Source organism: Ectobacillus funiculus, assembly GCF_004138295.1.
Lineage (GTDB): Bacteria > Bacillota > Bacilli > Bacillales > Bacillaceae_G > Ectobacillus > Ectobacillus funiculus.
In genome coordinates this window covers 125,984-139,540 of record NZ_SCFM01000013.1, presented here as the reverse complement: position 1 = coordinate 139,540, position 13,557 = coordinate 125,984, and the positions used below count along the sequence as shown (strand labels likewise).

The following is a 13,557-nucleotide window of genomic DNA, read 5'->3' as shown; positions in this document are numbered from 1 at the left end:
CAGAAATTTTGAATTTTAAAAGAAAAATTATCAACAAGGCTTCATATTTTTGTTTTACGCCAAACAGCGTCGAGCATTTCCTCGATGTGTGTTAAGTGATTAACAATCGCATCTCTAGCAACCTCTGCATCCTGCTGCACAATGGCTTGAAAAATGATTCTATGCTGCTCTGCAAGCCGTTCTGCTGTTGTTTGCTCACCGTATAAAATCAATCTTCGCGTTTCTCCAATCGTTTCGGCAGTCATACTGGACACATGATTCATGAGCTCAAGCAGCATCGGGTTGTGGGCAGCTTTAGCAATGGCCATATGAAACTGAAAATCAGCTGTTTCCCCTGCCTTTTCGTTTCCTGCACCGCGCTCCATTTCTTCTAGCCAATGTTTGATTTCCAGTAAATCTTCGTTTGTCCGTTTTAAAGCAGCTGCCTGAACCGCTCCAGCCTCAAGGACCTTCCGCACCTCAAGCAAATTGATAACGTCTTCTTGTTTCATTAGTAAAACAGAGTTTAAAGGAGCTGCTACCGCTGAAGCATCAAAGCTCTTGACATACGTACCTTCCCCCTGGCGCATTTCGATAAGCCCCATTGCCCGAAGCGCGCTTAGAGCCTCGCGTACAGCGGAACGCCCAACCTGAAATTGCTCTGCCAGCAGATGAACGGCGAGCAGCTTGTCCCCTGGCTTTAATGTCCCGTTTTTAATCATAGCTAAAATAGCTTCCGCTACTTCTTCATATATTTTCTTTGGTCGAATTGATTTATAACTCAGCTTGTACCACCTCGGTATCCATCCGGCAGCAGCAAATGTTTTGCTGCACCGGTAAAGGAAAGTTTTGAATTGTATCTCTTATTGTAGCCGCAATTTATATAAACCTCAAACAATTTATGAAGCTTGACTGGGAAAACAGCTGATATGAACGGATAAACGGAGCTCCCTCCTTCCTACTCTGCCATCGGAAGCGTAATCGCAATCGTTGTTCCCTGATCTTCTTTGCTTGTAATGCATAATGCCCCTCCGTGAACCTCGACAATTTGCTTCACAATCGCCAAGCCGAGACCCGTTCCCCCATTTTGGCGGCTGCGCGCTTTATCGACGCGGTAAAATCGCTCACCAAGTCTCTGTACATGATGCGCTGGAATCCCTTTTCCTGTATCGGATATACGAAGCACGCACATCTTTTCCTGCTGAAGCAGCACAACAGAAATCGTACCGCCCTCGGGTGTGTAGCGAATCGCATTATCCATCACGTTGTGAATCACCTGCCGCATGCGATCTTCGTCGATATAAGAAATAATCTCCGGGTTCAGTTCTGTTTTGAGCAGGATCCTCTTTTCTAACAAGCCTTGTTCATATGTTTCCAATGTGTCCTCTACGAGCTGTGCAAACGCGGTCGGCTGTTTATTGAGAGGGAATAAATCACCCTCGAGCTGCGCTAAGTCTAATAAATCATGTACGAGCCGCTGCATACGTCCTGCCTCTTTATGAATTAAACGAATAAACTTCACCTGCTGCTCCGGCTTGCTAATACCGTCCAGTATAGCCTCGCTGTAGCCTTTTATATAGCTAAGGGGAGTGCGAAGCTCATGCGAGATGTTAGCTAAAAACTCTTTACGCTGCAAATCCTCCTTTTGTAAAACATGCGCCATACTATTAAATGCAGAGGCAAGGAGGCCAATTTCATCATTTGTTGTAATCGGGATCCTTTCGGTAAAGTCTCCCTTTGACATTTGATAGGAAACACGCTCCATTTGTGAAAGCGGCTTTGTAATGGCAATGACAATTTTGCGGCCCACCCATGCCATAAGCAAGATTAAACCAATAGCAAGAGGCGCCAGTACGAAGGCTAAATCAAGAATTAAATCTTTAATGCTTTTGAGCGGAATGTAGGAATATACGATACCTATTAATTTTTTCTTTTCTAATACCGGAATAATTACGCCCATAATCTGACGATGAAACCGTTCCTCAAATCCTACCTTTGTAACAGTATTTCCATTCAGCAGCTCCTGTCGGTCTTCCTCAGTGATAATGGCATTATTGTATTGCACATCAAACGGCAAGCAAGCGCTCAAATCACGCGGGTTACTTACAAACAGTAGCTCCGTCTTCGAAATCGAATTAAACCACTGTACCTTCTGTTCAAAATCCGGAAGCGATCCTTTATATTCAGCTACAAGCTGCCGCCCCTCCGTTTGCAGTGTATCTTCTATATGCTGTACATATAGCTTTTGATAGGAATATATGGAAATTAAATATAACAAGGAAACGGTAAGCAGCACAGCGCAGCTAATTGTAAGCCAAAGCTTTTGTACCATAGTAAGACGTGGCATAATTACACCTCAAATTTGTAGCCGACGCCCCATACTGTGCTAAGATGGCTACCGTAGGAACCGAGCTTCAGCCGGATTGTTTTTATATGTGTGTCAACCGTTCTCGTACCGCCCGCGTAATCATAACCCCATACGCTTTCGAGCAGCTGTTCACGGCTAAATACCTGCTCTTTATGATAACAAAGGAATGTAAGCAAATCGAACTCCTTCACCGTTAATACTACAGTTTTCCCGCTTAGCTCAACGCGGCGGCCTGCTTCGTTAATCACAAGCTCACCATACGAAACACTATCCTTTGGTCCGGTTTTTACATATCGGCGCAGCACCGCCTCCATCCGCGCAACAAGCTCACCTGGACTAAACGGCTTCACAATATAATCATCGCCGCCGCTCCGCAGTCCGTTTACCCGATTCCATTCCTCTCCTTTTGCCGTCAAAAAAATCACAGGAATATCAGAGGTTTTGCGAAGTTCTTTGCATACAGAAATCCCGTCTAACTCCGGCATCATAATATCTAAAATAAGCAAATCAAAATTCTCACGCTTAATCATCTCAAGAGCCGTTTTGCCGTCAGGAGCCTCATCCCACTTATACCCTGCGTTCTCTAAGTACATCCCGACAAGCTGCCGCATATCACTCTCATCATCCACTATTAGTACCTTATACGTCATTAATGCTCCTCTCCTTTCCGTTCGGTCATATGAAACGGTCCCTTTCCTACCTTGATGCTTGTCCCCATCTTCATTGTATCTGTAGGTATGACGTATATTTCATCGCTATCATAGCTTGCAACAAACAACGCTGTTCCGCTCAGCCATACTGCAAATGGATTAGCACCTACCTCAATGGTCGCTATATCCTTGTGCGTGTTTCCATCTATTTTTCGCAACACGCCAGATCCGTGACTGAGAACATAGATAAATTCATTATCACTAGCAAAGCTTACTGGCATTTGCGGCGCAGACACCTTTTGTTTCAGGGAATGACCTTCATATATATAGACATTCTCATTTATTTCCGCTCCGCTTCCGTGACCACCAATCCATAGTTCGTTCCCATATATAACGGCACCAAGGGAAGATTGCGGAGTAGAAATCGTATTTATCACCCGCTTTTCCTTAAGACCCACAACGGATAAAACAGTATCGTTAAAATTTAACACATATAACTGGTTGTTCCGCTCTACCATTGTCATTGGCCGCTTTCCAACTGGAATCGCTGCTATTTCCGTCCCATTTTTATTGTATAGACGTACAGTATTGCTTTGTCCATCCGCAAGCAGTATATCTTTTCCGCTTGATGATACAATGATATTGGTAATTCCTTTACCCGTTTTCCATTCCCCGACTTCCGTTCCTTTGCTGAGGGAATACAAATAGACAACTTCCAAATTCTGGCCATATACAGCAATCGTATCATGATCCGGGAGCACAGCTGTCCCCATGACCGCCTTACGAATCGGCCAGGAAGCGATCATCTTCTTGTTAGCTGCATCTATAAAGCTAAGGCTGCCATCCTTTTGATTTGTTACAATGACAACATCTTTATTTTTAGGAATTGCTTTATACATCTCCCGACTGCATCCTGTTACAAGCCATACAGTAAACAGAAGTAAAATGAAGTTCTTCAAATCATCACCTCAATGGCCACAGCTTATTATCTCCATTGTAGAATACCAAAAAATTGTGAGAAAAGTATGAAATGCTTTGTTAGGTTGTAAAGAAAACTCACCGATTGGCAAGCCCTGCTCTTGGGCGAAGACAGAGGCGTAGTTGCACTTATACTTTCTTCCTAAAATTTCTCCCTACGTCGAATTATCTTCTAGCTAGAAATTTATTCTTTCTTAAAGTGTAAAGAAAACTCGTCGATTGGCAAGCCTTGCTCTTGGACGATAGTCTTACACTGTACTCTTAAAATTTCCGACTACGTCGAATGGGATCCCATATGGAGATTTCTACCTTATTGTATTGTAAACCAAACTCACCGATAAGATTTCTTTTATGAACTGTATATAAATATTATCGAACAATATTGTTACAGTTGTGTTAAATAGTTTCTATATTTATCCTATTCAATTTCGTGTTTTTCTTGAAATAACTGCATTTTCTGCTTTCGAACCGTCCAATATTATCCAATCATTCAGCTGACTTTTTCTCGTATATCATTTTTTCTAAATTTCGCAATCCCTCTTGAGCAGATTGCAATCCCAACACATTATCTGCTTTTTTCGCCAAACATAAGGATTTTTCAAAAGAGGATATAAATGGAAAAGTTTATATCTATGAAAATATTTCCAAATTACCTCCCTCTAAAGCTATGTTACTATGAATGTGTCAAATAACGGCGCCAATATTAGCATGACTCGACATGTTGACATATGTATAGACACTTCTACTTAGGGGGTTATAAGGATGAAGAAAACAACATTACTATCTCTTGCAGCTGCTGCGGCTCTTACATTTGGAGCATCATCCACAAATGCAAAAGCAGAAACCGTTCAGCAGCCTGTATCGTATGAAAAAGTAATCTATGTCTCTCCACTTCAATGGAATGCAGAGGACCAAACAGCATGGGCAAAGATGTTTGCTTCTTTGTATCATACCTACACGGAGTGGCAATCATTTAATGTCCCTCTAGAAACAACACAAAAACCAGCTCAGCCAACAACAACAAAACCAGCTCAGCCAACAACAACAAAACCAGCTCAGCCAACAACAGCAACACCGGCTCAGCCAACAACAACAAAACCAGCTCAGCCGACAACAACAACACCGGCTCAGCCAACAACAACAAAACCAGCTCAGCCAACAACGGCAACACCGGCCCAGCCGACAACAACAAAACCGACTCAGCCAGCACCTGCTCCTTCAACAGGCACATTAAGTGCATACGAACAAAAAGTTGTAACATTAACAAACCAAGAGCGAGCTAAGCAAGGATTACCAGCACTGCAGGTAGATAGCGCTTTAAGTAAGGTTGCAAAAGCTAAATCTCAGGATATGTACAACGCAAATTATTTTTCCCATACAAGCCCAACGTACGGATCACCATTTGATATGATGAAACAATTTGGTATTTCGTACCGTACAGCAGGGGAAAACATTGCAATGGGTCAAAAAACACCTGAAGAAGTGGTACAGGCATGGATGAACAGTGCAGGTCACCGCGCTAATATTTTAAATACGACCTATACACATATAGGTGTTGGATATGTTGCTGGCAAAAACATTTGGACTCAGCAATTTATCTCGAAATAATATGAATAGCCTTCCCGATACCGGGAGGGCTATTATGTATTATACAGATAGTTTCATTCTTGCTGTTCTATCTAGTATAGATTAAATTCCTATTGCTATTCTTTTCCTCTTGAAACTCCCTCACTTACGAGTAATTACCAAGCATCTCTCTGAAGCATAAAGGAACAATACAAGAGAAAGGAGTTCCTTTCAGTGAATGCTATCGAGGAGGGGTTTAAGATGAGGAAATTCCGTATTTTTACGACCGCTACCGTTCTTTCTCTCTCATTGCTTACAGTTAGTGGATGTGGTACTAATCGAGACACAGCTTTAAATGATAATACAGTGAATCGCCACAACGTATCTACAAATGATATGGGACGAACAGACCGTACTGATCTACGCACAGTAGGAACGGATCGTAACGGTGACTTACGTATAAATCGTGATAATGGCTTATGGCCAGATCGTAATGATCGCAATGTTGGTTTGCGAACAAATCCTGACAATGCTCTGCCTGCAAGAAATGCCAGAGGCTACATTTCGCCAAATCCTGTATCCTTTACACCAACTGGCGGCTATACGCGTCTCTGTCCTTGTCCGAACCAAGCAACACCAAATACAACAACACCAGGTACAACAACGACAACGCCAAAAACGACAACGCCAGGTACCACTACAGCACCGGGTACTCAAGCAACCGGCGGTACACTTGATGCAACAGAAGCACGTGTCGTGGAATTAACAAATGCAGAGCGAAGAAAAAATGGTTTGCGCGATTTACAAGTCGATAATTCGTTAGCAAACGTGGCACAAGCAAAATCCAATGATATGCTAAGTAAAAACTATTTCTCACATACAAGTCCAACATATGGTTCTCCTTTTGATATGATGAGAAGCTTTGGGATATCTTATTCTTATGCGGGAGAAAACATCGCCAAAGGACAACGTTCTGCTGATGAAGTAGTGACAGCGTGGATGAACAGTCCTGGTCACCGTGCTAACATCCTAAACGGCAACTATACCCATATCGGAATCGGGCATACAAGCTCACAGGATTATTGGACACAAATGTTCATCGGTAAAAAATAACAAAAAATCGGCCTTTGGCCGATTTTTTGTTGGGAAGGATTAAAAGTGGGATTGCGGCAACGGAAAAGTGCTTCATCGATAAGCCGGATTTCGTCCTCTTATCTTAATTTCGATTTTCTATTGTATAGTAATACAACGTCATGATAATGATAAAAATTCCTCCAAAGCCAATCATACATATAGCTGTATATACTTGCCATTGCTGCGGCAGGATAAGACTAACCAATAAACCGAATCCAATAAAACAAAATGTTCGGACAGTATGCATTTGCATTTTTTGAAATACGGTTTCTGTTGATACGAACGGGGCGGTAACAGGTTCACGCGTCTGTATTTTCGCAAAGCACCAGCTTAACACGAGGAAGAACGCTCCTGCCGCCGCTAACAGACACATCTGAAAATCAATAAAAATCCCGGCCCCTATTAGCAAAATAAGGACATGAATAAATAATAAAAAGGATAAAACAGTATTTGTGACAATCGCATGCACCGTGCAGTTTCGTTTACTTGTTCCATATATATAGCGCATTGTAAAGTCAGAAACTTTAAATAGAAATACCATTAGCACCGGGATAAGGAAACCTGCCATTATTTTTGTCGTATGTTCATCTGCTGTTCCATTAATATTCCAATGTGTAGCAACGTGACTTGGCAAAAGCGGGTATAAAGCAACACTCATACATAGCGAAAATAGACAAAGGTATACGGAGACTTTACGAAGTAATAGCATCTTTCACCTTCCTTTTCGTGTTTCGTGAGTTACATCATTCGCTTTTCCTCCATAGAAATCCTTCCCTCTACATCATTCGTAATAATTTATAATATATTTGTAATATCAGCAGGAACTGGTGCAGAAATTTCAACCATTTCCTCGGTAATCGGATGAAGAAGTCGAATTTGCCTCGCGTGCAGCGCTTGGCGTGTTATAAATGAAGTACGGCTGCCATATAAATGATCCCCGGCAAGAGGATGGCCGATATAGCTCATATGTACGCGAATCTGATGCGTGCGTCCGGTTTCCAGCTGCAGTTCTACTAAGGATAGACGTTCCTTCGGCATATAGCGTATCAGTTCATAATGCGTCACAGCACGATCTCCTTTAGGTGATACTCTTCGACGCACCGCATGATGACGATCTCGTCCAATTGGAGCATCAATCACACCTTTCTTCTCCTTCAGCCTTCCTTCCACAAGCGCCATATACGTTCGTTTAATCTTTCGCTCATGCAACAGGCGATCCATGATGGCTCCTGCGAGCGCATGCTTCGCAAATACGATAGCACCTGATGTGTCCTTATCTAAGCGATGAATATGCCGCACCTTTGTGGCAACTCCCGCAGCTTGCAAATAATAAGCGACTCCATTCGCTAACGTATGCTTGCCTCCCTTATCTGCCGGATGTGTATCCATACCAATCGGTTTGTTTACAATTAAAATATGGTCGTCTTCATATAAAATATCTACATCCATGTATTCGGGCACAACCCCAAGGTCTTCTTCAAGAAACATGCGAACGCGCAGCACATCCCCTGCCTGCAATTCTTCACTCCAGCGTTTTGCCTCGCCATTTACAATCACACTCTTCTCCATTCGATATTGATGAAGAAGCTTCTTTGGCACTTGCCATCTGTCCTTTAATAGCTGCTCGATTGTGCAGCTCCAATGTGAAGGCACGACTATTTCGCACCATTCTCCTTTTTTTACCATGTACATATTTCATCACCACATTATATTGTAAACGAAAAAGAACCTGTTTCCAAATGGTCACAGGTTCTTTTCCTCAACATAGAAAATATTTAGAAAAATCGTAAAGCTTTTATTTTGTACCTGGTGCAGGCTGGTCTACCCCTTTAACATGATGCTTATGACCATCATCTTCCGTCGTATAAAAGTCGTAATAGTGGACATGCATGCCATTTCCCACAGGAATGGCAGGTCCCGAATACGCCTTGTAGTAATGAGTATGACCATTCTCGAACATGACATAGCCTTCCGTATAATGAATGTGCCCGCCATCCTGTGTTGGAATCGGAGGAGATGTTACGTCCAGGCATTGATGTACATGCCCTGCTTCGGTGGATGTATAATCGACAGATCCGTGGTTATGCTTTGGAACGAATCCAGGAACAAAATCATCTTTCCCTACTTTATTCAAGCAGCTCACTCCTTGTTTATAAGAGTATGTCTTATAAACATATATGCACAGAACAACAGAGGTAGTCCTTCCTGAAATGAAGGATGAGTATTTTCTGCAAGCCGAGTGCCGTTGGCTCTAATTACACACCTTCATATGCTTGACGATAAATCTCCGCAAGTTCTGTCACGAGCGGCAGCTTTGGATTGGCAGGTGTACATTGGTCTTCAAATGCACGCTCTGCCAGCTCCATCACTTGGCCTTCAAACACTTCTTTGTTTACCTGTTGGGCAGCAATACTCATCGGAATGTCCAGTTCTTTGCCAAGCCTGATGATCGCTTGCACTAGGCTTTCTACTCCTTCTTCCACAGTGCGGGCAGGCAAGCCGAGAACACGGGCAATTTGTGCGTAACGCTCATCCGCAACGAAGTGCTCATATTTCGGAAACAATGCATGCTTATACGGCTTTTTCGCATTGTAACGAATCACATGCGGCAGTAAGATCGCGTTAGAACGGCCATGTGCGATATGGAATGCTGCACCAAGCTTATGTGCAAGGCTGTGGTTAATACCTAAGAACGCATTGGCGAACGCCATACCGGCAATAGCGGAAGCATTGTGCATTTTTTCACGGGCTTCTGCATCGCTGCCATTTTTATATGCTCTTGGCAAGTACTCAAAGACTAACTGAATTGCCTTTAACGCTAAGCCATCTGTATAATCATTAGCTAAAATAGACACATATGCCTCAATCGCATGCGTTAATACGTCCATTCCTGTATCAGCTGTAATATGCGGCGGTACCGTCATCACAAATTGTGGATCGACGATGGCAACGTCAGGCGTTAATTCGTAATCTGCTAACGGATATTTAATATTGTTCTGTTTATCCGTAATAACCGCAAACGGTGTAACCTCTGATCCTGTACCAGACGTTGTTGGAATCGCAACGAATTGTGCTTTGTGACCAAGCTCTGGATACTTGAATGTACGCTTGCGAATATCAAGAAACTTTTGCTTTAAGCCGTGAAAGCTTGTTTCTGGATGCTCATAGAAGAGCCACATTCCTTTTGCGGCATCCATCGCAGAACCGCCGCCAAGGGCGATAATGACGTCCGGCTGGGACGCGCGCATCATTTCTGCTCCTTTAAATACTGTTACGTCAGATGGGTCCGGCTCGACATCAGAGAAAATTTCAACCTGTACATTGTTAGGATTTTGATTTAGGTAATGCGTGATAATATCAACGTAATTCAATTTGACCATTCCTGGATCGGTTACAATGAACGCACGAGAAATCTTCGGCATTTTAGCTAAATATTGGGTTGCGTTTTTTTCAAAATAGATTTTGGGAGGCAGCTTAAACCATTGCATATTATTATTGCGGCGTGCCAGCCGTTTTACGTTTAATAAGTGTACAGCCGTTACGTTAGCAGAAACAGAGTTTTTGCCGTAGGATCCGCAGCCAAGTGTTAAGGATGGCAGGAAAGCATTATAGACATCACCGATTCCCCCTTGAGCAGCCGGTGCATTTGCGACAATGCGGCAAGCCTTCATGCGAAGGGCAAACTCTCGTTGCAGCGCTTCATTCGTAGAGTGGATGACCGCTGTATGGCCGAGTCCGCCAAGGTTCAGCATATTCTCGCATTGCTGGAAGCCTTCTTCGATATTTTTCACACGAATATAAGCAAGAACCGGGCTTAATTTTTCACGAGATAGTGGGTATTTCGCACCTGCCCCAAGAATCTCCGCTACGAGAATTTTCGTTTTCTTTGGCACTGTAAAGCCTGCAAGCTTGGCAATATCTTCAGGAGATTTACCAACAATGTCAGGATTCACAGCGCAGGTGTCTTCACGAATGACAAGCTTCTCTAGCAGCCTCTGCTCTTCTTTTGTAACGAAATAGCAGCCATTTGCCATCATTTCTGCCTTTACTTCTTTATGTACTTCTTCATCTACAATAACTGCTTGCTCAGATGCACAAATCATGCCATTATCAAATGTCTTAGAGAGAATAACATCATTCACGGCACGCTTCACCTTCGCTGTTTTCTCAATATAGCAAGGAACATTACCAGGACCTACACCAAGAGCCGGCTTTCCTGTGCTATATGCAGATTTCACCATGCCTGCTCCCCCTGTGGCCAACACAAGCGCTACTCCCGGATCATTCATAAGAAGCTTCGTTGCTTCGACAGAAGGCTGTTCGATCCATTGAATGCAGGATTCTGGCGCTCCTGCCTTGACAGCTGCTTCATATAAAACACGTGCAGCTTGCGCAGAGCATTGCTGTGCGGACGGATGGAATGCGAAAATAATTGGATTTCTCGTTTTGATCGCAATTAACGCTTTGAACATGGTTGTGGACGTCGGGTTTGTTACAGGGGTTACTCCGGCTACTACACCGACTGGCTCTGCAATTTCAATGATGCCAGCTTGCTCGTCCTCATAAATAATACCGACAGTTTTATTGTGTTTAATGCTATGCCAGATGTACTCTGTTGCAAATATATTTTTTGTAATTTTATCTTCATAAATACCGCGGCCCGTCTCTTCTACCGCAAGCTTTGCAAGCGGCATATGCTGATCCAAACCGGCGAGGGCCATTTCGTGAACAATTGTATCAATTTGTTCCTGTGTAAAGGTCGAGAGCTGCTGTAATGCCTTTTGCCCGTTTTGTACGAGCTCATGAATCATTGCACTTGTGTCTTGCACCTGCTGCGCCATTTGTTCTTTCACTGCCATGGTTGCTCCTCCTTAGTGGACTAACAATGATGTCTAGCCCTGTTTAATTTTGTGAAATTAATCACAATCTCTACACTCATACTATACTGCATAATTGGAAAAAAGTGTGTGAAGCATTTGTGAACTATTTCACATATATTTTTTCGACAAAATATGTATTATTTGTAATGAAAATGTAAATAATATACATTTATTTTTTATTCTGAGAAAACATATGCTATAATAAGAACATACTTTATAATGAAGGGATTTGAAACCATGGTTGCTCGAAGGAGCATCTGGAAACGTCAAGATTTGTCGTACACTTAGCGTCTTTTTTCGTTAGACAGTGTTTGTCTACGGAAACAAAACGAAAGTGGGCGAAAGTATGTTGGATCAACGACCCCGTTATTCCTTCTGTTATATATAGCGTAGTTAGTTTTTTAGAAAACTAACTACAAAAGAGCAAGGCTCTTATGCTGTATATGCAGTAGTTAGTTTTCTATCAGGATTTTCCCGAAAAAACTAACTACGAAAGAGGAATAACCATGAAAAGGATTCGTTGGCAAGAGTTTTTGATGATTTTGTTTGGTTCATTTGTTTTAGCAGCTGCATTTTATCATATTCACGTACAAAATAATTTAGCAGAGGGCGGCTTTATCGGAATCGCTTTGCTTGTACAAGCGTTATTCCATATTTCTCCGTCCATCACAACTCTTTTATTAGATATTCCATTAATTTTACTGGGCTCGAAGATATTAGGAAGGCAATTAGCGTTTAAGACTATCATCGGCGCAACCTCCTTCTCCGTTTTTTATTCTCTCATGGAGCGATATTCTCCGTTTCAAATTAACCTTTCGCAGCATCTATTTTTCGCAGCGCTGCTCGGAGGCGTTCTTGTCGGCTTTGGACTGGGACTTATTTTACGATACGGAGGCGCAACGGGTGGAGACGATATTTTGTCGATACTCATAAGCAAAGTGTCACGCCTATCTGTTGGTAAAGTGTATTTTATTTTCGATGTGCTTGTTCTCATTTTGTCCCTCGTGTACTTGTCGTGGGATCAAGTCGCCTATACCGGATTTTCGGTGACGGTGTGCGCATATATAACGGATTGGGTGATGACATACCATAGACGAAAGAAAACGGAATCAGCCTATATATAATAAGATGAAAAAGAGGCTATGCGAAAGGAAAGTAATTCCTGTTGCATAGCCTCTTATTGCACTTTAAGAAGTATCAATTTCTAGCCGAAAGCCATTTGACGTAGCAAGAAATTTTAGGAATACAGTGTAAGTAGGGCTACGCCTCTGTCTTCGCCCAAGGGCAGGGCTCGCCAGTCGGCGAGTTTTCTTTACACTGTAAAAGTATAAATTTCTAGCTGGAAGCCCATTCGACGTAGCGAGAAATTTTAGGAATACAGTATAAGTGCAACTACGCCTCTGTCTTCGCCCAAGGGCAGGGCTCGCCAATCGGCGAGTTTTCTTTATTACATTAGAAAGTCTAGCTTCTAGGCTTGTCTCACTTCAGCGCTCCGCTTCTCGCAGTCATAGTGAAGAGCTTTTGCTCAAACCAGGTATTTTGTACATCCCTGCTACGAACTAAATTCTTTTAACTTCCCGAGCAATTCTTCAGCCTTTCGTTCGTATGATATGTCATTGAATAAGGAGGCCAATCTTCGGTAGTCATTATAGGCATCCAACAATTCATCTACATGCTGGCGGGCCGGGACTTTCGGCGGCTGTTTCGTCACCTTTGCTTTTACCGGATAACGATAACCGCACATATCCTGTATTTTGTAATACTCATCCTCAACCTGCACGATTTTCACAAGTTCATATTCCTCTGCATCCATCATGTAACCGTCAAATTCACGAAGCAATTCATATACGATGTGCGTCCAATCTTCATTGCCTTCTACACCATAGCCTTTTTCCAGCCGATAGCCGACAATTCGATAAATATGTCCGTCATTCTCGGCAAACTGTACTGTATCATTGAGCCTAAACTTGAAGTATCGAAACATTTTGTCCTCACCTCAATC

12 protein-coding genes are annotated in these 13,557 nt (G+C 42.7%); 3 read left to right on the top strand and 9 right to left on the bottom strand.

The window, feature by feature from the left end; translation table 11 throughout:
- Window positions 1–41 precede the first annotated feature (41 nt).
- From EP737_RS10765 to EP737_RS10750, 4 genes are all read right to left on the bottom strand, one after another.
- Window positions 42–734 carry a FadR/GntR family transcriptional regulator gene (locus tag EP737_RS10765; protein ID WP_281278891.1) on the bottom strand — a complete coding sequence of 231 codons (693 nt, stop codon included), beginning with the start codon at window positions 732–734 and terminating at the stop codon, window positions 42–44.
- A 203-nt stretch (window positions 735–937) separates the two neighbouring features.
- Window positions 938–2,326, bottom strand: a complete 1,389-nt coding sequence (locus EP737_RS10760) for a sensor histidine kinase (protein ID WP_246040223.1) — start codon at window positions 2,324–2,326, stop codon at window positions 938–940.
- 2 nt (window positions 2,327–2,328) lie between these two features.
- Complete coding sequence (locus tag EP737_RS10755) at window positions 2,329–2,997, bottom strand: response regulator transcription factor (protein WP_129727973.1); 669 nt, start codon at window positions 2,995–2,997, stop codon at window positions 2,329–2,331.
- A complete protein-coding gene (locus tag EP737_RS10750) occupies window positions 2,997–3,956 on the bottom strand; it encodes a YncE family protein (protein ID WP_129727972.1) in 960 nt (319 codons plus the stop codon). The genes EP737_RS10755 and EP737_RS10750 overlap by 1 nt, the downstream gene beginning before the upstream one ends.
- Window positions 3,957–4,737: 781 nt before the next feature.
- On the opposite strand from EP737_RS10750, the gene EP737_RS10745 reads away from it, so the two are divergent.
- Together EP737_RS10745 and EP737_RS10740 are read left to right on the top strand one after the other, a co-directional pair.
- Window positions 4,738–5,583 (top strand): CAP domain-containing protein, encoded by an 846-nt coding sequence (locus EP737_RS10745; RefSeq protein WP_129727971.1) that lies wholly within the window; start codon window positions 4,738–4,740, stop codon window positions 5,581–5,583.
- A 219-nt stretch (window positions 5,584–5,802) separates the two neighbouring features.
- Complete coding sequence (locus EP737_RS10740; protein WP_246040222.1) at window positions 5,803–6,654, top strand: CAP domain-containing protein; 852 nt, start codon at window positions 5,803–5,805, stop codon at window positions 6,652–6,654.
- A gap of 103 nt (window positions 6,655–6,757) precedes the next feature.
- Here the strand turns inward: EP737_RS10740 and EP737_RS10735 are convergent, their stop codons facing one another.
- The 4 genes from EP737_RS10735 to adhE form a co-directional block, all read right to left on the bottom strand.
- A complete protein-coding gene (locus EP737_RS10735) occupies window positions 6,758–7,384 on the bottom strand; it encodes a DUF1648 domain-containing protein (protein ID WP_129727970.1) in 627 nt (208 codons plus the stop codon).
- Between the two features lie 86 nt (window positions 7,385–7,470).
- A complete protein-coding gene (locus EP737_RS10730) occupies window positions 7,471–8,367 on the bottom strand; it encodes an RluA family pseudouridine synthase (RefSeq protein ID WP_129727969.1) in 897 nt (298 codons plus the stop codon).
- A 103-nt stretch (window positions 8,368–8,470) separates the two neighbouring features.
- Entirely contained in the window at window positions 8,471–8,809 is a 339-nt protein-coding gene (locus EP737_RS10725) for a YmaF family protein (RefSeq protein WP_129727968.1), read from the bottom strand.
- A gap of 121 nt (window positions 8,810–8,930) precedes the next feature.
- Entirely contained in the window at window positions 8,931–11,534 is a 2,604-nt protein-coding gene (adhE, locus tag EP737_RS10720; protein ID WP_129727967.1) for a bifunctional acetaldehyde-CoA/alcohol dehydrogenase, read from the bottom strand.
- 527 nt (window positions 11,535–12,061) lie between these two features.
- Here adhE and EP737_RS10715 point away from each other — a divergent pair.
- Window positions 12,062–12,679, top strand: a complete 618-nt coding sequence (locus EP737_RS10715) for a YitT family protein (protein ID WP_246040221.1) — start codon at window positions 12,062–12,064, stop codon at window positions 12,677–12,679.
- Window positions 12,680–13,107: 428 nt separating this feature from the next.
- Here the strand turns inward: EP737_RS10715 and EP737_RS10710 are convergent, their stop codons facing one another.
- Window positions 13,108–13,539 (bottom strand): histidinol dehydrogenase, encoded by a 432-nt coding sequence (locus tag EP737_RS10710; protein WP_129727966.1) that lies wholly within the window; start codon window positions 13,537–13,539, stop codon window positions 13,108–13,110.
- Window positions 13,540–13,557: the final 18 nt, after the last annotated feature.